At 71.2% G+C, this 26,139-nt stretch carries 25 protein-coding genes; 21 read left to right on the top strand and 4 right to left on the bottom strand.

Annotated features, from left to right (window positions below):
• Window positions 1-97: 97 nt before the first annotated feature.
• Entirely contained in the window at window positions 98-637 is a 540-nt protein-coding gene (locus ACTOWY_RS00525) for a GNAT family N-acetyltransferase (protein ID WP_441307600.1), read from the top strand.
• 200 nt (window positions 638-837) lie between these two features.
• On the opposite strand, the gene ACTOWY_RS00520 is transcribed toward ACTOWY_RS00525, so the two are convergent.
• The gene (locus tag ACTOWY_RS00520; RefSeq protein ID WP_441307599.1) at window positions 838-1,251 is read right to left on the bottom strand and encodes a B-4DMT family transporter; all 414 of its coding nucleotides are present in this window, start codon (window positions 1,249-1,251) and stop codon (window positions 838-840) included.
• Between the two features lie 40 nt (window positions 1,252-1,291).
• Here ACTOWY_RS00520 and ACTOWY_RS00515 point away from each other — a divergent pair, with 40 nt between their 5' ends.
• The 3 genes from ACTOWY_RS00515 to nusB are packed head-to-tail and all read left to right on the top strand — an operon-like array spanning window position 1,292 to window position 3,416.
• Window positions 1,292-2,386 (top strand): M24 family metallopeptidase, encoded by a 1,095-nt coding sequence (locus ACTOWY_RS00515; RefSeq protein ID WP_441307598.1) that lies wholly within the window; start codon window positions 1,292-1,294, stop codon window positions 2,384-2,386.
• Between the two features lie 41 nt (window positions 2,387-2,427).
• A complete protein-coding gene (gene efp / locus ACTOWY_RS00510) occupies window positions 2,428-2,991 on the top strand; it encodes an elongation factor P (protein ID WP_247757465.1) in 564 nt (187 codons plus the stop codon).
• Complete coding sequence (nusB, locus tag ACTOWY_RS00505) at window positions 2,991-3,416, top strand: transcription antitermination factor NusB (protein ID WP_247757464.1); 426 nt, start codon at window positions 2,991-2,993, stop codon at window positions 3,414-3,416. Before efp ends, nusB begins: the two co-directional genes overlap by 1 nt.
• A 196-nt stretch (window positions 3,417-3,612) precedes the next feature.
• On the opposite strand, the gene bldD is transcribed toward nusB, so the two are convergent.
• The gene (gene bldD / locus ACTOWY_RS00500) at window positions 3,613-4,101 is read right to left on the bottom strand and encodes a transcriptional regulator BldD (protein WP_016698573.1); all 489 of its coding nucleotides are present in this window, start codon (window positions 4,099-4,101) and stop codon (window positions 3,613-3,615) included.
• Between the two features lie 343 nt (window positions 4,102-4,444).
• Between bldD and ACTOWY_RS00495 the strand changes: the two genes are divergently transcribed.
• The 14 genes from ACTOWY_RS00495 (at window position 4,445) to ACTOWY_RS00430 (ending at window position 21,140) form a co-directional block, all read left to right on the top strand.
• A complete protein-coding gene (locus ACTOWY_RS00495) occupies window positions 4,445-5,935 on the top strand; it encodes an alkaline phosphatase family protein (protein WP_441307597.1) in 1,491 nt (496 codons plus the stop codon).
• A 103-nt stretch (window positions 5,936-6,038) separates the two neighbouring features.
• A complete protein-coding gene (pyrR, locus tag ACTOWY_RS00490; RefSeq protein ID WP_441307955.1) occupies window positions 6,039-6,647 on the top strand; it encodes a bifunctional pyr operon transcriptional regulator/uracil phosphoribosyltransferase PyrR in 609 nt (202 codons plus the stop codon).
• The gene (locus tag ACTOWY_RS00485) at window positions 6,644-7,603 is read left to right on the top strand and encodes an aspartate carbamoyltransferase catalytic subunit (protein WP_441307596.1); all 960 of its coding nucleotides are present in this window, start codon (window positions 6,644-6,646) and stop codon (window positions 7,601-7,603) included. The genes pyrR and ACTOWY_RS00485 overlap by 4 nt, the downstream gene beginning before the upstream one ends.
• Window positions 7,600-8,889 carry a dihydroorotase gene (locus ACTOWY_RS00480; RefSeq protein WP_441307595.1) on the top strand — a complete coding sequence of 430 codons (1,290 nt, stop codon included), beginning with the start codon at window positions 7,600-7,602 and terminating at the stop codon, window positions 8,887-8,889. Before ACTOWY_RS00485 ends, ACTOWY_RS00480 begins: the two co-directional genes overlap by 4 nt.
• Entirely contained in the window at window positions 8,889-9,398 is a 510-nt protein-coding gene (locus tag ACTOWY_RS00475) for a PH-like domain-containing protein (protein ID WP_441307594.1), read from the top strand. Before ACTOWY_RS00480 ends, ACTOWY_RS00475 begins: the two co-directional genes overlap by 1 nt.
• A complete protein-coding gene (gene carA / locus ACTOWY_RS00470; protein ID WP_441307593.1) occupies window positions 9,385-10,515 on the top strand; it encodes a glutamine-hydrolyzing carbamoyl-phosphate synthase small subunit in 1,131 nt (376 codons plus the stop codon). Before ACTOWY_RS00475 ends, carA begins: the two co-directional genes overlap by 14 nt.
• Window positions 10,515-13,832, top strand: a complete 3,318-nt coding sequence (gene carB, locus ACTOWY_RS00465; RefSeq protein ID WP_441307592.1) for a carbamoyl-phosphate synthase large subunit — start codon at window positions 10,515-10,517, stop codon at window positions 13,830-13,832. The genes carA and carB overlap by 1 nt, the downstream gene beginning before the upstream one ends.
• A complete protein-coding gene (gene pyrF / locus ACTOWY_RS00460) occupies window positions 13,829-14,665 on the top strand; it encodes an orotidine-5'-phosphate decarboxylase (protein ID WP_441307591.1) in 837 nt (278 codons plus the stop codon). The genes carB and pyrF overlap by 4 nt, the downstream gene beginning before the upstream one ends.
• Window positions 14,666-15,010: 345 nt before the next feature.
• Complete coding sequence (gene mihF, locus ACTOWY_RS00455; RefSeq protein ID WP_247757456.1) at window positions 15,011-15,328, top strand: integration host factor, actinobacterial type; 318 nt, start codon at window positions 15,011-15,013, stop codon at window positions 15,326-15,328.
• Complete coding sequence (gmk, locus tag ACTOWY_RS00450) at window positions 15,325-15,942, top strand: guanylate kinase (RefSeq protein ID WP_441307590.1); 618 nt, start codon at window positions 15,325-15,327, stop codon at window positions 15,940-15,942. The genes mihF and gmk overlap by 4 nt, the downstream gene beginning before the upstream one ends.
• On the top strand, window positions 15,939-16,226 hold the full coding sequence (rpoZ, locus tag ACTOWY_RS00445; RefSeq protein WP_086789245.1) for a DNA-directed RNA polymerase subunit omega: 288 nt from the start codon (window positions 15,939-15,941) through the stop codon (window positions 16,224-16,226). Before gmk ends, rpoZ begins: the two co-directional genes overlap by 4 nt.
• On the top strand, window positions 16,223-17,473 hold the full coding sequence (gene coaBC, locus ACTOWY_RS00440) for a bifunctional phosphopantothenoylcysteine decarboxylase/phosphopantothenate--cysteine ligase CoaBC (RefSeq protein ID WP_441307589.1): 1,251 nt from the start codon (window positions 16,223-16,225) through the stop codon (window positions 17,471-17,473). The genes rpoZ and coaBC overlap by 4 nt, the downstream gene beginning before the upstream one ends.
• A gap of 66 nt (window positions 17,474-17,539) precedes the next feature.
• Window positions 17,540-18,736 (top strand): methionine adenosyltransferase, encoded by a 1,197-nt coding sequence (metK, locus tag ACTOWY_RS00435; protein WP_185006978.1) that lies wholly within the window; start codon window positions 17,540-17,542, stop codon window positions 18,734-18,736.
• A 397-nt stretch (window positions 18,737-19,133) separates the two neighbouring features.
• Entirely contained in the window at window positions 19,134-21,140 is a 2,007-nt protein-coding gene (locus tag ACTOWY_RS00430; protein WP_441307588.1) for a primosomal protein N', read from the top strand.
• A 4-nt stretch (window positions 21,141-21,144) separates the two neighbouring features.
• Here the strand turns inward: ACTOWY_RS00430 and ACTOWY_RS00425 are convergent, their stop codons facing one another.
• Entirely contained in the window at window positions 21,145-22,497 is a 1,353-nt protein-coding gene (locus ACTOWY_RS00425) for a hypothetical protein (protein ID WP_441307587.1), read from the bottom strand.
• Complete coding sequence (locus ACTOWY_RS00420; RefSeq protein WP_441307586.1) at window positions 22,497-23,093, bottom strand: RNA polymerase sigma factor; 597 nt, start codon at window positions 23,091-23,093, stop codon at window positions 22,497-22,499. Before ACTOWY_RS00420 ends, ACTOWY_RS00425 begins: the two co-directional genes overlap by 1 nt.
• 127 nt (window positions 23,094-23,220) lie before the next feature.
• Here ACTOWY_RS00420 and def point away from each other — a divergent pair, with 127 nt between their 5' ends.
• From def to ACTOWY_RS00405, 3 genes are read left to right on the top strand one after another with little or no spacing between them, the layout of a single operon-like run.
• Window positions 23,221-23,775 (top strand): peptide deformylase, encoded by a 555-nt coding sequence (gene def / locus ACTOWY_RS00415; RefSeq protein WP_441307585.1) that lies wholly within the window; start codon window positions 23,221-23,223, stop codon window positions 23,773-23,775.
• Window position 23,776: 1 nt separating this feature from the next.
• The gene (gene fmt, locus ACTOWY_RS00410) at window positions 23,777-24,703 is read left to right on the top strand and encodes a methionyl-tRNA formyltransferase (RefSeq protein WP_441307584.1); all 927 of its coding nucleotides are present in this window, start codon (window positions 23,777-23,779) and stop codon (window positions 24,701-24,703) included.
• On the top strand, window positions 24,703-26,133 hold the full coding sequence (locus tag ACTOWY_RS00405) for an RsmB/NOP family class I SAM-dependent RNA methyltransferase (protein WP_441307954.1): 1,431 nt from the start codon (window positions 24,703-24,705) through the stop codon (window positions 26,131-26,133). The genes fmt and ACTOWY_RS00405 overlap by 1 nt, the downstream gene beginning before the upstream one ends.
• Window positions 26,134-26,139 lie beyond the last annotated feature (6 nt).

The raw sequence follows: 26,139 nt of genomic DNA, 5'->3' as shown, positions 1-26,139 counted from the left end.
CGATGGCATCGGTGCGGAGCGAACCGGGGGCACCGAGCTGAACTGAGCGATGGCGGCGGCGCTGAGCCAAGCGACGGTGCTGGTGAGGAGCTGAGCGATGGCGGCGACGCCGCTGCGGACCCGGCGACTGGTGTTGCGGCCGCTGGAGCTGGCCGATGTGCCGCGGCTGGCCGAGGTGTTCGCCGATCCGGACACCTCGCGCTGGCTCGGGCGGGATCTGTCCAGGCCCGAGGCGGTGCGGGAGTGGGCTGAGGAGCGGACCTCGGCCGGGTATCCCGAGGGCATGGGATATCTGACGTTCCTGCTCGACGGGGCCGTCATCGGCTACGGGCACCTGCGGCCCTCGCACGAACTGCCCGCGCCCGCGGTGGAGACCGGCTGGTCCATCGGGCGGGCGCACTGGGGACTCGGACTGGCGGGGGAGGCGGCGCGGGCGTTGCTGGACCACGGGTTCGAGGGTTTGGGGTTACCCGCGGTGTGGGCGCTGGTGCGGCCGGAGAACGCGCCGAGTTTGCGGCTGGCCGGGCGGCTCGGGTTCGTCGAGGTGGCCTCGGGGGTGCATTACGGGGCTGAGCACCGGGTGCTGGTTCGGCTGGGGGAGAACACGCCGCGAGCGGGTGCGCTGTCCCGGCGCTGACCGGCGGGAACGAGTGGGAACCGGCCGCGGTAGGTCGAGGCGGATGGCCGAGTGGGTGGGCGGCGTGGCCGACGGGCCCGATGGCTTGAGCGGGCGGGCGTCACGGCCAGGCTGAGCTGGGCGGGCTGCGGGCGGTCTGGTCAGGCTGAGCCGGGCTGGCTGAGACGGGCGAGTCGGGCTGGCTGAGCTGGGCGTTGCGGTCAGGCTGGGCCGGGTGGCTGGGCGGCCGGGGTTTGGGGGCGGCGGCCGAGCAGGGTGCCCAGGAGGGCTGGGCCGGCGATCAGCAGGGCGGTGAAGGCGGCGCCGCCGGTCATCGCGGTGCCCAGGGACTCCAGGCCGGTGGCGTCTACCAGGGCGGATTGGGCCAGGACGCCCAGGAGGCCGGCTATCGGGCCTGCCAGGAGGCCGGTGTAGAACCAGGTCATCGCGCAGGCCGGTCTGCGGCGGCCGTCGACCGTGCCCCAGGCCAGGACCAGGGCGACCAGGAAACCCAGGGTGAGAGTCTGGGTCAGGGTGGTGGCCGGGGGGTTGTGGACGCGGATGGCGGCTACCGCGGTCTGCGCGGCGGCGTGCAGCACCGCCAGCACCAATCCCCGCCACACCCAGCTCCGCATGAGGGCGCACAGTATCGGGCGGGCCCCGTAGGCTCCACTCATGCCCGAGTCGCACGCCCGTCGTCGTGCTGCCCTGCGTGCTGAACTGCGCGCCCGGCGGTTGGACGCCATGCTGGTCACCAACCTGCTCAACGTCCGCTACCTCACCGGGTTCACCGGGTCCAACGCCGCCCTGCTGGTCTCGGCCGAGGATGAGGCCGCGGACGAACGCGGCACCGTCTTCTGCACCGACGGGCGCTACCTCACCCAGTCCTCGGCCCAGGTCCCCGACCTGGAACGGCTGATCGAGCGGCCCTGCGACGTGGCCTTGCTCGCCGGTGTCCAGGGCGGGCGGGTCGGGTTCGAGAGCCATCACGTGACCGTGGACGGCTTCGACCTGCTGGCGGCGGCCGGCGAACGGGTCGAGCTGGCCAGGGCGCCGAGGCTGGTCGAGCAACTGCGGCTGGTCAAGGACGAGGACGAGGTGGAGGCGCTGCGGATGGCCTGCGCGGCCGCCGACCGGGCCCTGGCCGACCTCATCTCGCACGGCGGGCTGCGGCCCGGCCGCACCGAGAAGGAGGTGGGGCGGGAGCTGGAGGACCGGATGGCCGAACACGGCGCCGCCGGACCCTCCTTCGAGACCATCGTGGCCGCCGGGGCCAACTCCGCGGTGCCGCACCACCGGCCCACCGACGCCGTGCTGATCACCGGTGACCTGGTCAAACTCGATTTCGGCGCCCGGGTCGGCGGCTACCACTCCGACATGACCCGCACCCTCGTGCTGGGCCGGGCCGCGGACTGGCAGCGGGAGCTGTACGACCTGGTCGCGGCCGCGCAGGCGGCCGGACGGGACGCGCTCGCGCCGGGGGTCGAGGTCGCCGCGGTGGACGCCGCGGCGCGCGCGGTGATCGAGGCCGCGGGGCACGGCGAACGCTTCCTGCACGGTCTCGGGCACGGTGTCGGACTTGAGATCCACGAGGCTCCGAGCCTGTCCAAGCTCGGCGTAGGTACACTGACCGCCGGCATGGCGGTCACCGTCGAACCTGGCGTGTACCTGTCCGGTCGGGGTGGTGTCCGCATCGAGGACACGCTCGTGGTGCGCGAGGGCGCGCCCGAGCTGCTCACCCTGACCACCAAGGATCTCGTGGTCGTCTAGCCGCACGAACCTCGTTCACGACAACAGGAGAACCCACCACCGTGGCCACGACCAACGACCTCAAAAACGGACTGGTGCTGAAGATCGAGGACCAGCTCTGGACGGTCGTCGAGTTCCAGCACGTCAAGCCGGGCAAGGGCCCCGCGTTCGTGCGGACCAAGCTCAAGCACGTGCTGACCGGCAAGGTGGTGGACAAGACCTTCAACGCGGGTGTGAAGGTCGAGACCGCCACTGTCGACCGCCGGGAGATGACCTACCTCTACCGCGACGGCGAGCAGTTCGTCTTCATGGACCTGGACACCTACGACCAGATCCCGGTGGAGGAGGTGACCGTCGGCGACGCGGCCAAGTACCTGCTGGAGAACGCCAACGCCATGGTCGCCTCGCACGAGGGATCGCCGCTGTTCGTGGAGCTGTCCGCCTCGGTCGAGCTGATCATCCAGCACACCGACCCCGGCCTGCAGGGCGACCGCTCCACCGGCGGGACCAAGCCCGCCATCCTGGAGACCGGCGCGGAGATCCAGGTCCCGCTGTTCGTCTCCACCGGCGAGAAGGTCAAGGTGGACACCCGGGACGGGCGCTACCTCGGTCGCGTCAACTCCTGATGGGCGCCAGGAGCAAAGCCCGCAAACGCGCTGTCGACGTCCTTTTCGAGGCCGATCAGCGCGACCTCGACCCGGTCACGCTGCTCTCCGGCCGGGTCGGCTCGCCCGACGTGCCACCGGTCAACGACTACACGGTCACCCTGGTGGAAGGCGTCACCAGTCACCGTGACCGCATCGACGAACTGATCATCGAGCACTCCGAGGGCTGGTCGCTGTCCCGGATGCCCGCGGTCGACCGCGCGGTGCTGCGCCTGGGCCTGTTCGAGCTGCTCTGGGCCACCGATGTGCCGGACGCGGTCGCCATCGACGAGGCGATCGAACTCGCCAAGGCGCTGTCCACCGACGATTCGCCGCGTTTCGTCAACGGCGTGCTCGGCCGGATCGCCGGTATCGCCGATCACCTACGCGCGGCCAACAACGGCTGAGCCGCCGCAACAACGGAACACAGACCGCGGGGCGTCCCTGATCAGGGACGCCCCGCGGTGTTGTCAGCTCGTGCAGGGGGACGGGCGCTGATCGGGGGCCGCGGCGGGGGAGGGACCGCACCGCGGCCGGAACTCCGGAAACACCGCACTGCCTGGGTTGGTGGGTGGTTCCACGACAACCACCCACCCTCCTCGCTCAGTCTTCCTTGGCCGGACGGGCCTCGGGCGGCAGCACGCCCCAGTCGATCAGCTGTTCGGTCAGCTCACCGGGGGACATGTCGTAGATGATGGCCAGCGAGCGCAGGTCCTCGGTGCGGATGGAGAGCACCTTGCCGTTGTAGTCCCCGCGCTGGCTCTGGATGGTGGCCGCGTACCGGGCCAGCGGCCCGACTTTCTCCGCTGGTAGTTGCTGCAACCGCTCCAGATTGATCACGATCTTGGTGGCAGGCTCGGCGCCCGAGGGCACCCGGCCCTCCGGCAGCAGTTCCGCCACCGGGACGCCGTAGAAGTCGGCCAGTTCTGCCAGTTTCTGCACCGTGACGGCCCGGTCCCCGCGCTCATAGGAGCCGACGACAACGGCCTTCCAGCGACCGCCCGACTTCTGCTCCACGCCATGCAGGGACAGGCCCTGCTGCTGGCGGATCGCGCGGAGCTTGGCACCCAGCGCCTTGGCGTAGTCGCCCATGTGGCGGTTCTCCGTTCGTTCGCCCCGTCAGCCGGTACCACTTACCGCGGGGAAAGCTCAGATCAATACGGAGAGTAATGGTTACTCGTCGAAGTCACCAGGTCAAGCTGATCTCGTTGCGGCATGCGGGCGAGCGGGGCGCAACCACCCGGATGGTTGACCCTTCGCACGTCATCGCCCCAGTTGAGCGGGCAGTAACCAGTCCTGTGTCAGCCCGTGAGCAAGTTGGTGACGGCGTGTCGTTCACCCTGCGGTCATTCGGGTGACGACCGGTCTTAGCCCGTTGGCTCCTCGTGCCCGCCAGAGTTCGATAACACATCTAGACCACTTCGAAGGAGGATGCATGCGGCTACCACTGCGTCGCTCGGCGGGGGCGATCGCTGCGGCGATCGGGCTACTGCTCACCGCGATCTCACCTGCCGCCGCGGTCAGCCCGGCGCCCAAGGTGCTGGTCATCGGCATCGACGGGCTGCTGGTCTCCCGGATCGCCGACGCCACCGCGCCCACCCTGCAGGGACTCCAGCGCACCGGCACCGAGGCGCGCAGCCTGCTCTACGCCAACCCGATGGCCGCCACCTCCTCCGGCCCCGGCTGGTCCACCATCCTCACCGGCGCCTGGCCGGACCAGCACGGCGTCAAGGAGAACTCCTTCGCAGGCAACCGCCTCGCCGAGTATCCCGACTGGCTCAGCCGGGTTGAAGCCGCCGATCCGGGCAAGGACACCTGGGCCGCGATGGACTGGAAGCCGATCGGCGACCGCGTCATCGGCGACAAGATCGACACCAAGATCGTCCTCGATGGCGACCGGGACGGCTACGTCGCGCACGACGCCACCATCGTCCAGCGCGCCGAAGCGCATCTGCGCAACGACCGGGCCGACGCCTCCTTCGTCTACCTCGGCCAGCAGGACATCGTCGGGCACAACAAGGGCGCGGCCAGCCCCGAGTATCTGGCCGAACTGGCCCGGATGGACGGCTACGTCAAGCGACTCCTGGACGCCGTCGCCGCGCGAAGCAGCCGCGCGGAGGAGAAGTGGCTGGTCATGATCACCACCGACCACGGCCACACCCCCGGCGGCGGCCACGGCGGACCCAGCCTGGATGAGCGCTCCACCTTCATCCTGGCCACCGGCGACGGCGTGCCGGCCGCCAAGCCTCGCACCACCCGCCTGGTCGACCTCGCGCACACCGCGCTCACCCACCTCGCCGTCACCCCCGACGCCAAGCTGGCAGGCCGCTCGCTGTTCGCGCCGGTCACCGACCCGTTCGAGACCGCCCAGCTCAAGCCCGCGCAGACGGAGAACATCCCGGCCTCGGTGCTCGGCTGGACCCAGCAGCTGCCCAGCGGCTGGAGCGTGGACAACGCGGCCCAGCCCGGCGGCGGCGTGCCCGAGTGGCGGGGCTGGACCCTGACCACCGACGCGTTCTGGTCCTCCGCGCAGACCGGGCAGAACCGGGAGACCTTCGTCCGCGGCCGCGGCGTGATCGCGGTCGCCGACTCCGACGAGTGGGCCGACACCGCCGACGCCACCGGCAAGAAGTTCGACTCCACCCTCTGGACCCCGACCGAGGGCGGGACCGGCGGCAAGCTCCGGGTCGACCTCACGCACTACTACCGGCAGGAAGGCGGCCAGCTCGCCCAGCTTCTTCTGCAGGTTGACGGCGGCACGCCGGTCGAGGTCCGGAAGTGGACCGCGGACACCCCCGGTGGGCGGGAATCAGTGACCGTGCCACTACCCAGCGGCGCCAAAAACGCCCGGATCGGGCTACGACTGGCCGGCGTGAACAACTGGTACTGGGCGGTAGACGAGGTTTCTGTCACTCGGCAGCCCTGAAACTACTGATGGGGACCGGCGGTGCTTCGCCGGTCCCCATCTTGTTTGTTACCGTGCGGACACATCCTTTAAGGACCCGTCCCGTGAGGCGGAGAAGGAGGTCATCCTCGTGCCACGCCCCGAGCGGGGTGGCGCGGCGGATCCGGCCGGAGAGCGCGAACTGCTCTCGGTCGGCGATGTCGCGCGCACCATCGCCCGCATGGCCCACCAGGTCATCGAGAAAACCGCGCTGGACGCCGCGGGCAGCGCGCCCGTCGCGCTGCTCGGCATCCACACCCGCGGCGCGCCCCTGGCCCGTCGGCTCGCCGAACGCATCGCCGACTTCAGCGGCGTCGAGGTCGAGCTGGGCTCCCTGGACGTCACCCTCTACCGCGACGACCTGCGCCGCCGCCCCAACCGGCCCCTAGAGCGCACTCGGCTGCCCGAGACCGGCATCGACGACCACCTGGTGATCCTGGTCGACGACGTGCTCTTCTCCGGCCGCACCATCCGGGCCGCCCTGGACGCGCTGCGCGATCACGGCCGACCCGCCGCCGTGCAACTGGCCGTGCTCGTCGACCGCGGCCACCGCGAACTCCCCATCCGGGCCGACTACGTCGGCAAGAACGTGCCGACCTCCCGCAGCGAGGAGGTCGCCGTGCTGTTGTCCGAAGTGGACGGACGGGACGCGGTCGTGCTGCGCCGGAGCGAAGAAGGAGACTCCCAGCGGTGAAGCACCTGCTGACCACCGCGACGCTGGAACCGAGCTGGGCCACCACGCTGCTCGACACCGCCGCGGAACTCAAGAAGACCCTGCTGGGCCGCGAGGTCCGCAAACTGCCCACCCTGCGCGGGCGCACCGTGCTCACCCTGTTCTACGAGAACTCCACCCGCACCAGGGTCTCCTTCGAGGTCGCCGGCAAGTGGATGAGCGCCGACGTGGTCAACGTCTCGGCCAGCGCCTCCTCGGTGAACAAGGGCGAATCCCTGCGCGACACCGCGCTCACCCTGGCCGCCATCGGCGCGGACTGCGTGATCATCCGGCACCCGGCCTCCGGCGCCGCGCACCGCCTGGCGACCTGGCTGGAGGGCACCGGCACCGCGGTGATCAACGCCGGTGACGGCATGCACGAACACCCCACCCAGGCCCTCCTGGACGCCGCCACACTGCGCGAGCGGCTCGGCGACCTGGCGGGCAAGCGGATCGGGATCGTCGGCGACCTGCTGCACAGCCGGGTCGCCCGCTCCAACGTGCACCTGCTGCGCACCCTTGGCGCCGAGGTCGTCCTGGTCGCCCCGCCCACCCTGGTGCCGGCCGGGGTCGAGCAGTGGGGCGTGCCGGTCAGCTACGACCTGGACGCCGAACTGCCCGCGCTGGACGCGGTCATGCTGCTGCGGGTGCAGGCCGAACGCATGCTCGGCGGGGGCGGGCCCGCCGGCCCTGGAGGCAATTTCTTCCCCTCCGCCAAGGAATATTCAATCGCCTACGGCCTCAACGAGGCCCGGCTGCGGATGCTGCCCGAACACGCGGTCGTGCTGCATCCCGGCCCGATGCTGCGCGGCATGGAGATCGCCTCCGCGGTCGCCGACTCGCCCCGCGCGGCCATCACCGACCAGGTCAGCAACGGAGTGCACATGAGGATGGCGGTTCTGTACCACTTGCTCGCCGGAGAGGAGGCCGTCGCGTGACCACCCTGATCAAGGGCGCCCGGCTCTACGGCGCGGGCGAACCCGTGGACCTGCTCATCCGCGACGGCGTGATCGAGACCATCGGCGCCGACCTCAGCGCTCACGGCGCCGAGATCGTCGAGGCCCAGGGCCAGGTGCTGCTGCCCGGTTTCGTCGACCTGCACGTGCACCTGCGCGAACCCGGCCGCGAGGACACCGAGACCATCGCCACCGGCTCCGCCGCGGCCGCGCTCGGCGGCTACACCGCGGTCTTCGCCATGGCCAACACCGACCCGGTCGCCGACAACGCGCTCATCGTCGAACACGTCCACGCCGAGGGGAAGCGGGTCGGCCTGGTCGACGTGCACCCGGTCGGCGCGGTCACCGTCGGCCTGGCAGGCGCCAAACTCGCCGAACTCGGCACCATGGCCAAGTCCAAGGCGAACGTGCGGATGTTCAGCGACGACGGGCACTGCGTGCACGACCCCCTGATCATGCGGCGGGCGCTGGAGTACAGCAAGGCACTGGACGCGGTGATCGCCCAGCACGCCGAGGAGCCCCGGCTCACCGTCGGCGCGCAGGCCCACGAAGGGGAGAACGCGGCCCGGCTCGGCCTCCAGGGCTGGCCCGCCGCGGCCGAAGAGTCCATTGTGGCCCGTGACTGCCTGCTCGCCCAGCACGCCGGGGCGCGCCTGCACATCTGCCACGTCTCCACCGCGGGGACCGTGGACGTGCTGCGCTGGGCCAAACAGCGCGGCACCCAGGTCTCCGCCGAGGTCACCCCGCACCACCTGCTGCTCACCGACGACCGGCTGGACACCTTCGACCCGGTCAACAAGGTCAACCCGCCCCTGCGCGCCGCCAGTGACGCGCAGGCGCTGCGGCAGGCGCTGGCCGAGGGTGTGGTCGACTGCGTGGCCACCGACCACGCCCCGCACGCGGTGCAGGACAAGGACTGCGAGTGGGCCGCCGCCCGCCCCGGCATGCTCGGCCTGCAGACCGCGCTCTCCGTCATCGCCAGAACCATGGTGGAGACCGGGCTGCTGGACTGGCGCGGCGTGGCCAGGGTGATGAGCGAACGCCCCGCCGCCATCGCCGGACTGCCCGACCAGGGCCGCCCACTGGCGCAGGGCGAACCGGCCAACCTGGTGCTCGTCGACCCCGAGGCCCGCTGGACCGTGCGCGGCCGCGAGTTCGCCAGCATCGCCGCCAACACCCCCTTCGAAGGCATGGAGCTGCCCGCCAGGGTCGTGCTCACCATGCTGCGCGGCGAGATCACCGCCGCCGACGGGAAGGCGCGCGCCTGATGCGGATCCTGCTCACCCTGGCCATGATCGCGCTGATCCTGTTGTGCGCCTACGGCATGCTGCACGGCTGGCGCAAGCGATCCCGCCGCCAGGCCGCCGAACTGCCCCCGTTCCCCGCCGCCCCGGCCGGACTGTCCACAGTGGAACCACTGCTGCCGCCGGAGACCGGTGTCTACGTCGGCACCACCGCGGCGGAGAACTGGGTCGACCGCATCACCGTCGCCGACATCGGCCACCGCGCCGAGGCCACGGCCACCCTCTACCCCGAGGGCTTGCTCCTCGACCGCATCGGCGCCAGTCCACTGTGGATCGACGCCGGCACGATCCGCGACGCCCGCACCGCACGCGGGCTGGCCGGCAAGGTCGTCGGGAACAACGGACTGCTGGTGATCACCTGGGCACACGGGGAACACCTGCTGGACACCGGTTTCCGCGGTGACGACAAAACCGGCTACTCCGACTGGATCGCCGCAATCACACAAAGGAAGGCAGCCAATGAGTCCGCGTAACGCCGCCGTGCTCGTGCTGGAAGACGGCAGAACCTTCCGTGGCGAGGCCTACGGCGCCACCGGCGCCTCGCTGGGCGAGGTCGTCTTCTCCACCGCCATGACCGGCTACCAGGAAACCCTCACCGACCCGTCCTACCACCGGCAGATCGTGGTGCAGACCGCGCCGCAGATCGGCAACACCGGGTGGAACGACGAGGACGACGAGTCCAGCCGGATCTGGGTCGCCGGGTACGTCGTGCGCGACCCCGCGCGGACCCCGTCCAACTGGCGCTCGAAGCGCTCCCTGGACGAAGAACTCGTCAACCAGCACATCGTCGGCATCGCCGGGGTGGACACCCGCACGCTGACCCGGCACATCCGGGACCGCGGGGCCATGCGCGCCGGGATCTTCTCCGGCGACGGACTCGCCGACACCGAGGCGCTCGTCCAGCGCGTCCGGCAGGCCCCCGCGATGGCGGGTGCCGACCTGGCCGGGGACGTCACCACCGCGCAGACCTACGTGGTCCCGGCGCTGGGGGAGAAGAAGTTCACCGTGGCCGCCCTGGACCTGGGCATCAAGGCCAACACGCCGCGGATGATGTCCGCCCGCGGCATCGAGACGCACGTGCTGCCACTGGGCTCGGGCATCGAGGACATCCTCGCGCTCAACCCGGACGGGGTGTTCCTGTCCAACGGGCCCGGCGACCCGGCCACCGCCGAGCACGCCGTCGCGGTCACCCGCGAGGTGCTGCGCCGCAAGCTGCCGCTGTTCGGCATCTGCTTCGGCAACCAGATCCTCGGCCGTGCGCTGGGCCGCGGCACCTACAAGATGCGCTACGGGCACCGGGGCATCAACATCCCGGTCATCGACGTGGCCACCGGCAAGGTCGCCATCACCGCGCAGAACCACGGCTTCGCCGTCGAGGGAACCCCCGGCGAACGGTTCGACTCCGAGTTCGGCGCGGCGATGATCAGCCACTACTGCCCCAACGACGACACCGTGGAAGGCCTGCGCGCACTCGACGTGCCCGCCTTCAGCGTCCAGTACCACCCCGAGGCCGCGGCCGGACCGCACGACGCGGCCCCGCTCTTCGACGAGTTCGTGAACCTCATGGCCGACAAGGACGGGAACAACTGATGCCGAAACGCACCGACATCAAGCACGTCCTGGTGATCGGGTCCGGCCCGATCGTCATCGGCCAGGCCTGCGAGTTCGACTACTCCGGCACCCAGGCGTGCCGGGTGCTGCGGGAGGAGGGCCTGCGTGTCTCGCTGGTCAACTCCAACCCGGCCACCATCATGACCGACCCGGAGTTCGCCGACGCCACCTACGTCGAGCCGATCACCCCGGAGTTCGTGGAGAAGGTCATCGCCAAGGAACGCCCGGACGCGATCCTGGCCACCCTGGGCGGGCAGACCGCGCTCAACACCGCCATCGCGCTGCACGAGCGCGGCACCCTGGACAAGTACCAGGTCGAGCTGATCGGCGCCGACATCGACGCCATCCAGCGCGGTGAGGACCGGCAGAAGTTCAAGGACATCGTCGCCTCCATCGGCGGCGAGACCCCGCGCAGCCGGGTCTGCAACACCATGGACGAGGTCCGCTCCACCGTCGCCGAACTCGGCCTGCCGGTGGTCATCCGGCCCTCCTTCACCATGGGCGGCCTGGGCTCGGGCATGGCCTACACCCAGGACGAGCTGGAACGCCTGGCCGCCACCGGCCTCGCGGAGAGCCCGGTCACCGAGGTGCTCATCGAGGAGAGCGTGCTCGGCTGGAAGGAGTACGAACTCGAACTCATGCGCGACCACCGGGACAACGTGGTCGTCATCTGCTCCATCGAGAACATCGACCCGATGGGCGTGCACACCGGCGACTCGGTCACCGTCGCCCCGGCGATGACCCTGACCGACCGCGAGTACCAGCACATGCGCGATGTCGGCATCGACGTGCTGCGCGCGGTGGGCGTGGAGACCGGCGGCTGCAACATCCAGTTCGCCATCCACCCCCAGACCGGCCGCATGGTCGTCATCGAGATGAACCCCCGGGTCTCCCGCTCCAGCGCGCTGGCCTCCAAGGCCACCGGCTTCCCGATCGCCAAGATCGCCGCCAAGCTGGCCATCGGCTACACCCTGGACGAGATCCGCAACGACATCACCAAGGAGACCCCGGCCTCCTTCGAGCCGACCCTGGACTACGTGGTGGTCAAGGTCCCCCGGTTCGCCTTCGAGAAGTTCCCCGGCGCCGACCCCACGCTGACCACCACCATGAAGAGCGTCGGCGAGGCCATGTCCATCGGCCGCAACTTCACCGAGGCCCTCGGCAAGGCACTGCGCTCGATGGAGACCAAGGCCGCCGGGTTCTGGACCCGCCCCGACCCGGAGAACGCCACCCTGGCCGAGACCCTGCGGAAGCTGGAACGCGGCCACGACGGGCGGCTCTACACCGTCGACCTCGCGCTGCGCCTGGGCGCCACCGTCGAGCAGGTGCACGAGGCCTCCGGCATCGACCCCTGGTTCGTCGACCAGATCGCCTCCCTGGTCGAACTGCGCGCGGAGATCCTGGCCGCGCCGGTGCTCGACGAGCCGCTGCTGCGCCGGTCCAAGCGGGCCGGGCTGTCCGACCGCCAGATCGCCGCGCTGCGCGACGAGCTGGCCGGCGAGGACGGCGTGCGCACCCTGCGGCACCGGCTCGGTGTGCGGCCGGTCTACAAGACGGTGGACACCTGTGCCGCCGAGTTCGCCGCGCAGACCCCGTACCACTACTCCGCCTACGAGCTGGACCCCGACGCCGAATGCGAGGTCGCCCCGCAGCCGGACAAGCCCAAGGTGCTCATCCTGGGCTCCGGGCCCAACCGGATCGGCCAGGGCATCGAGTTCGACTACTCCTGCGTGCACGCCGCGCTCGCCCTGCGCGAGGCCGGCTACGAGACCGTCATGGTCAACTGCAACCCGGAGACCGTCTCCACCGACTACGACACCTCCGACCGGCTCTACTTCGAGCCGCTCACCTTCGAGGACGTCCTGGAAGTGGTGCACTCCGAGCAGCGCTCCGGCACCGTCGCGGGCGTGATCGTGCAGCTGGGCGGGCAGACCCCGCTCGGCCTGGCGCAGAAGCTCACCGACGCGGGCGTGCCGGTGGTGGGCACCCCCGCCGGGGCCATCCACCTGGCCGAGGACCGCGGCGCCTTCGGCGACGTGCTGGTCGGCGCCGGTCTCCCGGCCCCCAAGTACGGCACCGCGACCAGCTTCACCGGCGCGAAGAAGATCGCCGACGAGATCGGCTACCCGGTCCTGGTGCGGCCCTCCTACGTGCTCGGCGGGCGCGGCATGGAGATCGTCTACGACGAGCAGTCCCTGGCCGGCTACATCGCCCGCGCCACCGAGGTCAGCCCCGAACACCCGGTGCTGGTGGACCGCTTCCTCGACGACGCCATCGAGATCGACGTGGACGCGCTCTGCGACGGCGCCGAGGTCTACCTCGGCGGCGTGATGGAGCACATCGAGGAAGCGGGCATCCACTCCGGCGACTCCGCCTGCGCGCTGCCGCCGATCACCCTGGGCCGCACCGACATCGAGGCGGTCCGCCGCTCCACCGAGGCCATCGCCCGCGGCATCGGCGTGCGCGGCCTGCTCAACGTGCAGTACGCGCTCAAGGACGACGTGCTCTACGTCCTGGAGGCCAACCCGCGCGCCTCCCGCACCGTCCCGTTCGTCTCCAAGGCCACCGCGGTGCCCCTGGCCAAGGCGGCGGCCAGGGTGATGCTCGGCGCGAAGATCTCCGAACTGCGCACCGAGGGCATGCTCCCGGCCACCGGCGACGGGGCCGAACTGCCCGCCGACGCGCCGGTCGCGGTCAAGGAGGCCGTGCTGCCCTTCCACCGCTTCCGCACCCCCGAGGGCAAGGGCGTGGACTCGCTGCTCGGCCCGGAGATGAAGTCCACCGGCGAGGTCATGGGCATCGACACCTCCTTCGGCAAGGCCTTCGCCAAGTCCCAGGCCGCCTCCTACGGCTCCCTGCCCACCAGCGGCAAGGTGTTCGTCTCGGTGGCCAACCGGGACAAGCGGGCCATGGTCTTCCCGATCAAGCGACTGGCCGACCTCGGGTTCGAAATCCTTGCCACCGAGGGCACCGCCGAGGTGCTCCGGCGCAACGGCATCCCCTGCACCGTGGTACGCAAGCACTTCGAGGAGCGCGGCGAGGCCGTCGGCGGCGACATCGTCGAACTCATCAACGCCGGCGGCGTGGACATGGTCATCAACACCCCCTACGGCAACTCCGGGCCGCGCATCGACGGCTACGAGATCCGCACCGCCGCGGTCGCCAAGGACATCCCGTGCATCACCACCGTGCAGGGCGCTGCCGCCGCCGTACACGGCATCGAGGCCCTCATCAGGGGCGATATCGAGGTCCGGCCGCTGCAGGCGCTCCAGGCGGCGCTCAAGGACGCCCGGTGAAGGCGAGCTTCGGCGCGCGGCTGAGCACAGCGGTCTCCGCCAGGGGACCGCTGTGCGCGGGCATCGACCCGCACCCCGCCCTGCTCGCCGACTGGGGCCTGACCGCCGACGTGGCCGGGCTGGAACGGTTCGCGCTGACCGCGGTGGAGGCCCTGGCGGGCGAGGTGGCCGTGCTCAAGCCGCAGGCCGCCTTCTTCGAGGCCTACGGCTCCCGGGGCATGGCAGTACTCGAACGGGTGATTGCGGAGGGCAGGGCGGCGGGCGCGCTGGTGCTCGTGGACGCCAAACGGGGCGATATCGGGTCCACGATGGCCGCCTATGCCGCCGCATATCTGACCGAAGGTTCACCTTTGGCGGGCGACGCGGTGACACTTTCGCCGTATTTGGGATTCGGTTCTCTGGACCCGGCCGTGCGCGCGGCGACGGAAAACGGCAGCGGAATTTTCGCGCTCGCGCTCACATCCAACCCGGAGGCGCGCACCGTCCAGTCCGCCCGCACCGCGGACGGCAAAACGATCTCACAGTCCATTGTGGACTCGGCGGCGGAGGTCAACTCCGGGGCCGATCCACTGGGTGGGATCGGCGTGGTCATCGGGGCCACCGTCGGCCGTCACGGACTGGAGTTGTCGCAGCTCAACGGCCCAATCCTGGCGCCGGGCTACGGCGCCCAGGGAGCCGGACCGGCCGAGCTGAAGGCGGTGTTCGGGGACGCGCTGCCGCACGTCCTGCCGGCCAGTTCGCGGGACATCCTGAAGCACGGACCGGACGTCGCAGCACTTCGCGGGGCTGTGCGCCGGACCCAGCGGGAGGTGGCCGCGCTGTCCTCCGTGTGACCTACAAGATCGGGGCGACCAACCGCGGCGGGTGGCGTCAACCCGGTCTGAGCTGGTAGTAGTTGCGGCCGGTGCCAGATGCGGCCGACGAGAACGGCGTCCCGAACTGGGTACGAAACCAGGCCGGAACCGAAAATTTTCGAAGGACGACATCGAACCAAGTCCGTCGCGAGAACGACGACCCGGCGCACGGGATTCAGCCCCCAGGCTGATTTCCGGCGGAGGACGGGCCTACTCCAGCACCACTCGGCGTAGAGAATCCGGACCCGCGTTGTGCCGAGTCGGAAGCCCTCGGTACGGTCGCGGCACCTTTCCTAGAGGACACCCCACATACGGAGGAATAACGTGGCCCTTCCCCAGCTGACCGAGGAGCAGCGGGCCGCAGCGTTGGAGAAGGCGGCTGCGGCTCGTCGTGCCCGCGCGGAGCTCAAGGAGCGCCTCAAGCGCGGCGGCACCAACCTCAAGGACGTGCTCAAGGCCGCGGAGACCGACGAGGTCCTGGGCAAGATGAAGGTCTCGGCCCTTCTTGAGGCCCTTCCCGGCGTTGGCAAGGTTCGCGCCGCTCAGATCATGGAGCGGTTGGAGATCGCGGCGAGTCGTCGTCTTCGTGGACTCGGTGACCGGCAGCGCAAGGCGCTGCTGACCGAGTTCAGCGCCGAGTGACCGACTCAACAACCACGAGGGGCCGGCTGGTAGTACTGGCCGGCCCTTCGGGCGTCGGTAAGAGCAGCGTGGTCGGGCGGCTGCGCAAGATCATGCCCGGCTTGTGGTTCAGCGTGTCCGCCACCACCAGGGCCCCGCGCCCCGGCGAGGAGGACGGCCGCGACTACCACTTCGTCACCCCGGCCGAGTTCGACCGGATGATCGCCGGGAACGAACTGCTGGAGTGGGCCGAGATCCATCGCGGCACGCACCGCTCCGGCACCCCCCGCGGCCCCGTCGAGCAGCGGCTTTCCGCAGGTGAGCCCATTCTCGTCGAGGTCGACCTGCAGGGCGCGCGGGCCATCAGGGCCGCCGCGCCCGAGGCGGTCCAGGTCTTCCTGGCCCCACCCAGCTGGGAGGTGCTCGTCGGCCGCCTGGTCGGTCGCGGCACCGAACCGGAGCACGTGGTGCGCCGCAGACTGGACACCGCGCGGGAGGAACTGGCCGCCAAGGACGAGTTCGACGTGGTGATCATCAACCACGACGTGCAACGGGCCGCCGAGGACTTGGTAACCTTGTTGACCGGCACTGATACTCATCCGGTGCGCAACACGACCGCAGGAGCATGCGAGTGAGCATCCCCACTGAGCTGGGTGTCCTGGCCGAACCGGCCAACACCCCGCTGGGCATCACCAACCCGCCGATCGACGACCTGCTTGAGAAGGTCAGCTCGAAGTACGCGCTGGTGATCTACGCCGCGAAGCGGGCCCGTCAGATCAACGACTACTACGCGCAGCTCGGCGAGGGCCTGCTCGAGTACGTCGGACCGCTGGTGGAGCCGGGCGCGCGGGAGAAGCCGCTGTCCATCGCCATGCGCGAGATCCACGCCGGTGTGCTCGAACACACCGAAGGCGAGTGAGTTACACCCCAGCAGAGCACCGGCCGCGGGTCGTGCTCGGCGTAGGTGGCGGGATCGCCGCCTACAAGGCCTGTGAGGTCCTGCGCAGGCTGACCGAGTCCGGCCACGCGGTGCGCGTGGTGCCGACCGAGGCGGCACTCCGCTTCGTCGGCGCCGCCACCTTCGAGGCACTCTCCGGGCAGCCGGTGGCCACCGGCGTGTTCACCGACGTGCCCGAGGTCCCGCACGTGCGCATCGGGCAGAGCGCCGACCTGGTCGTCGTCGCCCCCGCCACCGCGGACCTGATGGCCAAGGCCGCCGCCGGCATGGCCGACGACCTGCTCACCGGCACGCTGCTCACCGCGCGCTGCCCGGTGCTGATGGTCCCCGCCATGCACACCGAGATGTGGGAACACCCGGCCACCCAGGCCAACGTGGCCACCCTGCGCTCCCGCGGCGTGATCGTCGCCGAACCAGCCGCAGGACGGCTGACCGGCAAGGACACCGGCAAGGGCAGGCTGCCCGAGCCCAGCGAGATCGTGGCCCTGGCCACCCTGCTGCTGGAGCGCCCGGACGCGCTGCCGCGCGATCTCACCGGCCTGCGCGTGGTCATCTCCGCGGGCGGCACCCGCGAACCACTGGACCCGGTCCGGTACCTGACCAACCGGTCCTCCGGCAAACAGGGCTACGCCCTGGCCAGGGTCGCCGCCCAGCGCGGCGCCCAGGTCACCCTGATCTCCACCGTCACCGGCGGCGTGCTGAGCGACCCGGCCGGGGTCGAGGTGATCCCGGCGAGCACCGCCGAACAGCTCCGCGAGGCCGTGCTCGGTGCCGCTGAGCAGGCAGACGTGGTGGTCATGGCCGCCGCCGTCGCCGACTTCCGACCGGCAGAGTTCGTGGATCACAAAATTAAGAAAACCGAAGGTTCCGAGCCACAGCCGCTTGAACTCCGGCGAAACCCTGACATCCTGGTGGAGCTGGTCAAGGGACGACGTCCGGGTCAACTGGTCGTCGGGTTCGCCGCGGAGACTGGAGATCCAGGCGGCGACGTGCTCGACCACGCACGAGCGAAGCTCGCCCGCAAGGGTTGCGACCTGCTGGTCGTCAACGCGGTGGGCGACGGCAAGGCCTTCGAGGTCGAGCACAACCAGGGATGGCTGCTCACGGCAGACGGCGCAGAGGCGCCCATCCCACAGGGCTCGAAAGCCCGGTTCGCGTCCACAGTGTGGGACGCGATCCTGCGGCTTTCCCGCTCTGACCGCCTGTGAGCCATGCTCTGGGCACCCCCAAACTAAGCTACTTAGCCGTACCTAACTTGTCTCCAGGGGAGAACCGTGAGCCAGAACAGCCGTCTCTTCACCAGTGAGTCCGTGACCGAAGGGCACCCGGACAAGATCTGCGACGCCATCAGCGACTCGATCCTCGACGGTCTGCTGTCCAAGGACCCGCGCAGCCGGGTCGCGGTGGAGACGCTCATCACCACTGGCCAGGTGCACGTCGCGGGCGAGGTGACCACCGAGGCCTACGCCGACATCCCGACCATCGTGCGGGAGAAGATCCTGGAGATCGGCTACGACTCCTCGGCCAAGGGCTTCGACGGCCACTCCTGTGGCGTGAACGTGGCGATCGGCTCGCAGTCCCCGGACATCGCGCAGGGCGTGGACACCGCGCACGAGTCCCGGGTCGAGGGCGCCGAGGACGAGATCGACAAGCAGGGTGCCGGCGACCAGGGCCTGATGTTCGGCTACGCCAGCACCGACACCCCGGAGCTGATGCCGCTGCCGATCGCGCTGGCGCACCGGCTCTCCCGCCGCCTGACCAAGGTCCGCAAGGACGGCGTGCTGCCCTACCTGCGTCCCGACGGCAAGACCCAGGTCACCATCGAGTACGCCGGTGACCGCCCGGTCCGCCTGGACACCGTGGTCGTCTCCAGCCAGCACGCCGCCGACATCGACCTGGAGCAGATGCTCGCCGTCGACATCCGCGAGCAGGTCGTGCTGCCCGAGCTGGCCGGCCTGGACATCGACACCAGCGACGTCCGCCTGCTGGTCAACCCCACCGGCCGCTTCGTCATCGGCGGCCCCATGGGCGACGCGGGCCTGACCGGCCGCAAGATCATCGTCGACACCTACGGCGGCATGGCCCGCCACGGCGGCGGCGCCTTCTCCGGCAAGGACCCGTCGAAGGTCGACCGCTCCGCCGCCTACGCCATGCGCTGGGTCGCCAAGAACGTCGTCGCGGCGGGCCTGGCCACCCGCGCCGAGGTCCAGGTCGCCTACGCCATCGGCAAGGCCGCCCCGGTGGGCCTGTTCGTGGAGACCTTCGGCACCGAGAAGGTCGACCCGGAGAAGATCCAGCAGGCCATCACCCAGGTCTTCGACCTCCGCCCGGCCGCCATCATCCGCGACCTGGACCTGCTCCGCCCGATCTACGCCCCGACCGCCGCGTACGGCCACTTCGGCCGCACCGACCTGGACCTGCCGTGGGAGCGCACCGACCGCGCCGACGCCCTCAAGGCCCTCCTGGTCTGAGCTTGACCACAGCGAACGGCCGGGCCGCCCACAGGCAGCCCGGCCGTTCGCTATGCCCGCCGTGTTGGCCGATCTCGTACGCCGAGTTGGCCCAAGTGGTACGGGTCGTTGGCCCAACTGGGACACCGAGTTGGCCCAAGTCGGCGGACGGCGGTCCGTAACGGCCACCGTGGCGTACAAGTTCGGCCAACGTGGCGTACGACAACCGCCAAGACCCCGTACGACAACGGCCAACACGCCGAGGGTTCGAGACACCCGCCGGAGTGTTGGCCGTTGTCGTACGCCTGGTTGGCCGTTGTTGTCCACTGTGGACCTCGGCGGGGCGGGTGGTGGCACTGGCGGGCGATCTTGGGCGGGCGATGCCGGGGTGCGGCGGCTCGTCTGATAGACCAGGTGGGTGGGCAAACCAGGCGGGTACCGACGGGGCGAACAGCAGCCCGCCGCCATCGAACCGGTGGCGCGGATCTGTGTGGACGTCCCGCTCGCGCACCTGGACCGGCCCTTCGACTACCTGGTGCCGGACAAGTTCGCCGAGGACGCGGTGCCCGGGTGCCGGGTGCGGGTGCGCTTCGCCGGGCAACTGGTGGACGGGTTCGTGCTGGAGCGGGTCGCGGAGTCCGGGCACCAGGGCAAACTGGCCTACCTGGAGCGGGTGACCTCGGCCGAACCGGTGCTGTCGCCGGAGATCCTCAGCCTGGCGCGGGCGGTGGCCGACCGGTACGCGGGCACCCTGATCGACGTGTTGCGGCTGGCCATTCCGCCGCGGCACGCCAAGGCCGAGGCCGCGGAGCCGCGGGAGGCCGCGCCGCCGCCGGAACCCCCCGACCCGGCCGGGTGGGCGCGGTATCCGCGGGGCGGGGCGTTCCTGGAGGCGTTGCGGGGGGCGCGGCCGGCGCACGCGGTGTGGCAGGCGCTGCCGGGGGAGGACTGGCCCGCGCGGCTGGCCGAGGCGGCGGCGCAGGTCGCGGCGGCCGGGCGGGGCGCGGTGCTGGTGGTGCCCGATCACCGGGACCTGGCGCGGGTGCACGCGGCCTGTGTGCGGGTGCTGGGCGAGGCCGGGGTGGTGGCGCTGGCCGCCGACCTGGGGCCCTCGGAGCGGTACAAGCGGTGGCTGGCGGTGCGGCGCGGCGCGGTCAAGGTCGTGGTGGGCACTAGGGCGGCGGCGTTCGCGCCGGTGGCCGACCCCGGCCTGGTGGTGGTGTGGGACGACGGGGACGACCTCCATGCCGACCAGCGGATGCCCTACCCGCACACCAGGGACGTGCTGATGCTGCGCGCGCACGCCAGCGGGGCCGCGCTGCTGGTCGCCGGATTCGCCAGGACCGCCGAGGCCGCGCTGCTGGTGCGCACGGGCTGGGCGCACGAGATCGTGGCCGCCAGGGAACAACTGCGGGCCGCCGCGCCACGGGTCACCTCCATCGGCGAGGACGACCGCCAAGAGGAGCGGGACCCGGCCGCGCGGGCCGCCCGGCTGCCCTCGGTGGCCTTCGCCGCCGCCCGCGAGGCCCTCGCCGCCGGACTGCCGGTGCTGGTGCAGGTGCCGCGCCGGGGCTATGTGCCCGCGCTGGCCTGCGGTGGCTGCCGGGCCCCGGCCCGCTGCCGCCGCTGCTCCGGACCACTCGCGCTGCCCGCCGGTGGCGAGGACGTGCCCCGGCCGGCCGCCTGCCGCTGGTGTGGCGCGGCCGAGGCCGGATTCTCTTGCCCCGCTTGCGGATCGCGGCGGCTGCGGTTCGTCGTGGTCGGCGCCAAACGCACCGCCGAGGAACTCGGCCGGGCCTTCCCCGGCTTCCCGGTGCGCACCTCCGGCGCGGAGGAAGTGCTGTCCGAGGTGCCGCTGAAACCGGCTCTCGTGGTGGCCACCCCGGGGGCGGAACCCTTTGTGCCGCAAGGCTATGGGGCCGCGCTGCTGCTGGACGGCTGGGCCATGCTGGCCCGCTCCGACCTGCGTGCGGGCGAGGAGGCGCTGCGCCGCTGGCTCACCGCCGCCGCCCTGGTCCGCGGCGCCGCCGAGGGCGGGCGGGTGGTGGTCATCGCCGACTCCAGCCTGCCCGTGGTGCAGGCCCTGGTCCGCTGGGACCCGGTCTGGCACGCCGAGACCGAACTGGACGCGCGCACCGAACTCGGCTTCCCACCCGCGGTGCGCATCGCCACCGTGGACGGCACCCCCGCCGCGGTCAACGAGTTCCTCGACGGCCTCACCCTGCCGCCCACCGCCCAGATCCTCGGCCCGGTCACCCTGGAGACCCGCGGTCAGGAGGAGGAACGCGAACGCGCCCTCATCCGCGCTCCGCGCACCGACGGCCGCGCCCTGGCCGCCGCCCTGCACGACGCGGTCGCCGCCCGCACCGCGCGAAAAGAGCCGGACCTGGTGCGGGTCCGGCTCGATCCCCTCGAACTGCTCTGAGGCGCTAGCGCGGGAACATCCGCCCCGAACCGATCACCTTGCCGGTCGCGTCCTTGGCGACGTAGGTGGCGGCGATGAGGTCGAACTCGGGCGAGCGCACCGGCGGACCGGTCAGCTGGGCGATGAAGGTGCCGTTCTTGACCGTGGTGCGCAGCGGCAGCTTCTTGTCAGGCAGGCTGAACTCCAGCGCCGTCACCTTGTCCATCACCCGGCCGACGAAACCGGCGACGAGGACGTCCTTGCCGTCCCCGTCCCGGACCGGCCCCACTCCCCGGTCGACGTAGAGCACGGTCTGATGGGAGACGAGCAGGCCGGGGATCTCCGGCATCGAGACTCGGTCGTTGGAGGTGAACATCCGGTTGCTCCCGGTCTGCAGGTCCCAGCCGCAGTAGGCCATCACGTCCTTGTGCCGGGCGAGCACCATCGGCTGCCGCGGCTGCGCGTACTCGGTGTACAGCGTGGGCACCAGCAGCTCCGCGTCCACCATCGGTTCGAAGTACTTCGTCCGCTCCCTCGTGATGCACTCGGCCAGCATCTTCCCGGCCTGCGAGGTGCGCTCACCCGGCGGCTGTGGCTGGTCGACCACGGTCACCATCGGCGCGGGCACCTGCTCGTACAGGACATCGCGGAACTTGCGCGTCTCCAGATCCTCGACCCCGACGTGAATCCTCGCGCCCCCTGGCAACTGCCGTGGCTCACCCGAGCGCACCCCGTAGAACAAGTCGTACGGCTCCAGCGAGGCCTTCACACCGCCCCGGGCGGTCTGGTCGACGCCGACTACGACCTTGCCGACCCCGGCCCGGACGTTGAGCGCCGAACCGCCATTCGGGGTCATCATCATCATCTTGACCTCAGTGGGGTCATCCGGGGACAGCGGCGTCTGCGGGTCGGACAGCCACACCGTGGTCTCGCTCAGCTCGCAACCGGCGATCTGCTGGCCAAGCCGCAACCCGACCTGCTTCACCCCGCCCCAGGTCATCTGGCGGCCGCCCATCCACTCCTCGCGGCGCTTCGGATACCGCTCAGCCTGCGGCGACAGCATCGCCGCCCGCCAGCACCGGTCCACCAGCGCGCGATCCGCGGTGGCCTGGTTGCCCGCCTGGAAACCGCCGGTCTGGCTCGGCGAGGTGGTCGTGCTCGGATCGTTGGCCGCGCCCTCGTCCTGCGCGGACTGCACCACCACCGCCGCGCCCACCGCGACCACCATGATCGCCGCCGCCGCGGCCAGGAACCGGCGGCCCCGGCCGTGCGGCTCGAACTCCGGGTCGTCCATCCGCATCCGCACCGTGGCGCGCATCCGGTCCTTGATGTCCTCCGGCAGCTCCCGCCGCGGAGGCAGCTCGAACTTGTCGTCCATCACAGCTCCTCCTCGACCAGGCCACGCAGTCTGCTGCGGGCACGCGATATCCGGGAACGCACACTCACCTCGGCCACCCCCAGCGCCTCCGCGGCCTCCGGGATCGACAACTCACCGAGCAGGCACAACTGCACGGCCTCCCGTTCCGCCTTGGGCAACTCGTCGATCGCCGCGAGGACCTTCCGCAACCGCCGGTCCCCGTCGACCTGGTCCACGACCTCCTCGGCGTGATCGCGCACCACGTGCAACGCCGGCATCCGGGCCAGCGCCTTGCGGAAGCGGCCCAGCCTGCGGAACTCCGTCCGAGCCAGGTTGCCCGCGACCGTGTACAGCCAGGGCAGCGCCGACTCCCGCACCAGGGTCAGCTCCGCCCGTTTGCGCCAGGCCGTGAGGAAGGTGGTGGAGGTGAGGTCCTCCGCCGCCGACCACGACCCGGTCAACCGGTAGGCGTGATTCCACACCGCCTCGGCGTGCCGTTCGAACAGCTCGCCGAAGGCGTTGCGGTCATCGGCCGCCGCCCGCTGCCACAGCACACGGTCGTCGTCCTTGCCGTCCGCTCGTGGCACCGGCTCGGGCTGGCCGACAGGTTGCGCCAAGACCATCGCACCCCAGTTCTGTCTCACGAACGCGGTCACATGGGTAAGTGACCGATCGGCGTCCGGCGTTGCGGATAAATTTCAACCACTAGACTCGACCAGTCCGAACCGTCCTGAAGGGAGCCGTGTGACAGTCCAGCCGATCAGGCTATTCGGGGACCCCGTGCTGCGGACCCCGGCCACCGAGGTCGTCGACTTCGACGCCGAGCTGCGACACCTGGTCAAGGACCTCTGGGACACCATGGAGGGCCAGGGCGGGGCCGGGCTGGCCGCCCCCCAGATCGGGGTCGGGCTGCGCGTGTTCACCTACCACTGCGACGGCTTCGCCGGACACCTGATCAACCCCAGCTTCGACGTGGTCGGCGAGGAGGAACAGGACGGCCCCGAAGGCTGCCTGTCCATCCCCGGCCTGCGCTGGGACTGCCGCCGCCACCTCCACGTGGTCGCCAAAGGCTGGAACATGCACGGCGAACCCGTCGAGGTCGAGGGCAGCAACCTCCTCGCGCGCTGCATCCAGCACGAGTCCGACCACCTCGACGGCGTGCTCTTCGTGGACCGGCTCGACGCGCAGACCCGCAAACTCGCGCTCAAACAGATCCGCGAATCCGACTGGTTCGGGCAGGAGAACAGCGCACCGGTGATCAAGCAGAGCCCGCACCCGCTCTTCGGCGGTGGTCGCTGACATGCGGCTGATCTTCGCAGGCACCCCCGAGGTCGCCCTGCCCTCCCTGCGCACGCTGATCGACTCGGCCGAACACGAGGTCATCGCGGTCGTCACCCGCCCGGACGCGCCCGCAGGCCGCGGCCGCACACTGCACCGCTCCCCGGTCGGCGCGCTCGCCGACGAGCACGGCATCGAAGTGCTCACCCCGGAGAAGGCCGGAGCGCCGGAGTTCCTGGACCGGCTGCGCGAACTCGAACCCGACTGCTGCCCGGTGGTCGCCTACGGGGCGATGCTGCCCCAGCGCACCCTGGACATCCCCAGACACGGCTGGGTGAACCTGCACTTCTCGCTGCTGCCCGCCTGGCGGGGCGCGGCCCCCGTGCAGGCCGCGGTCCGCGCGGGTGACGAGGTCACCGGGGCCAGCGTGTTCCGCATCGTCAAACCCATGGACGCCGGACCCGTCTTCGGCGTGGTCACCGAAACCGTCCGGCCCACCGACACCGCCGGTGAGCTGCTCGAACGCCTCTCCATCTCCGGCGCCGCGCTGCTGGCCGCGACCATGGACGGCATCGCCGCAGGCACCGTGGAAGCCCGGCCGCAGCCGGAGGACGGCGTCAGCTACGCGGGCAAGGTCACCGTCGAGGACGCCAAAGCCGACTTCGGCCTGCCCGCCCTCGCGGTGGACCGCCTGGTCCGCTCGGTCACCCCCGAACCGGGGGCCTGGGCGGAGTTCCGCGGTGAACGACTCAAACTGGGCCCACTCACCCTCGTCGAGGCCGAGACGCTGCCACCCGGCGAGCTGAAGGTCGAACGCAAGCGGGTGCTCGTGGGCACCGCCAGCAGCCCGGTCGCCCTCGGCGAGGTCCAGGCACAGGGAAAGAAACGGATGGCCGCCACCGACTGGGCTCGGGGCGTGCGGCCGGAACAGGGAGAACGGCTCGGATGATGCACCAGCCCAACCGTCGGCAGGCCCGCTCGGATCGCAGCGGACCCCCGCGCCGGCGCTCGGGGCCGCGCCGTCCGCCGGAGACCGACCCCGCCCGCAAGGCCGCCCTGGACACCCTCACCGCCGTCCGCGAACGCGACGCCTACGCCAACCTGGTGCTGCCCGGCCTGCTGCGTGACCGGCGGCTGCACGGCCGGGACGCCGGCCTGGCCACCGAACTCACCTACGGCGCCTGCCGCGCCCAGGGCCTCCTGGACGCGGTGCTGCAGGCGTGCAGCGACCGGCCGCTGTCCGAAGTGGACGGCGTCGCCCTCGATGCGTTGCGGCTGGGCGCCTACCAGCTGCTGCGCACCCGGGTCCCCGCGCACGCCGCGGTCGCCTCCACAGTGGACCTGGTCCGCCTGGAACTCGGCACCGGCGCGGGCGGATTCGTCAACGCGGTGCTGCGCCGGGTCGCCCAGCAGGACGAGGAAGCCTGGGTCACCGAACTGGCCCCGGACCCCGACACCGACCCGGTCGGGCACCTCGCCTTCACCCACGCCCACCCCAAGTGGATCGCGCAGGCCTTCACCGAGGCCCTGGCCACCGACAAGGCCGAACTCGCCGAGGCCCTCGCCGCCGACGACGCCCGGCCCGCCGTGCACCTGGCCGCCCGCCCCGGCGAGGTCAGCGCCGAGGAACTCGCCGCCATCACCGGCGGCGAAGAAGCGCCCTACTCGCCCTACGGCGTGCACCTGGACCCCGGCTCGGGCGACCCCGGCGACCTGGACGCGCTGCGCGAGGGCCTGGCCGCCGTGCAGGACGAGGGCAGCCAGCTCTGCGCCCTCGCCCTCACCCGGGTGCCCCTGGAAGGCCCGGACGAGACCTGGCTCGACCTGTGCGCCGGACCCGGCGGCAAGGCCGCGCTGCTCGCCTCGCTGGTCAGCATGCAGGGCGGCGTCCTGGACGCGGTGGAGAAGGCCCCGCACCGCGCCGACCTGGTCCGCAAGGCCACCACCGGGCTGCCCATCACCGTGCACGTCGGCGACGGCCGCGACTCCGGCCTGCCCGCTGGCCACTACGACCGGGTCCTGGTCGACGCCCCCTGCACCGGCCTGGGCGCGCTGCGCCGCCGCCCCGAAGCCCGGTGGCGGCGACGCCCCGACGACCTCACCGAGCTGACCAAGCTGCAACGCGAACTGCTCACCGCCGCGCTGGGCCTGGTCCGCCCTGGTGGGATCGTCGCCTACGTGGTGTGCTCCCCGCACGTGCGGGAAACGGTCAGCGTGGTCACCGAGATCGCCCGCCGCACCGGCGCGGAAACCCTGGACACCCGGGAGTTCTTCCCCGGCGTGCCCAACCTCGGCGCCGGACCGTCGGTCCAGCTGTGGCCCCACCGGCACGGCACCGACGCGATGTTCTGCGCGCTGCTGCGCCGCCCGGCGGAGTAACCGGCG

This window comes from Crossiella sp. CA198 (genome assembly GCF_052078295.1).
In the GTDB taxonomy this organism is placed as follows: Bacteria; Actinomycetota; Actinomycetes; order Mycobacteriales; family Pseudonocardiaceae; genus Crossiella.
Note: the sequence above shows the minus strand (reverse complement) of the source record. Positions and strands in the feature narration are given on the sequence as shown.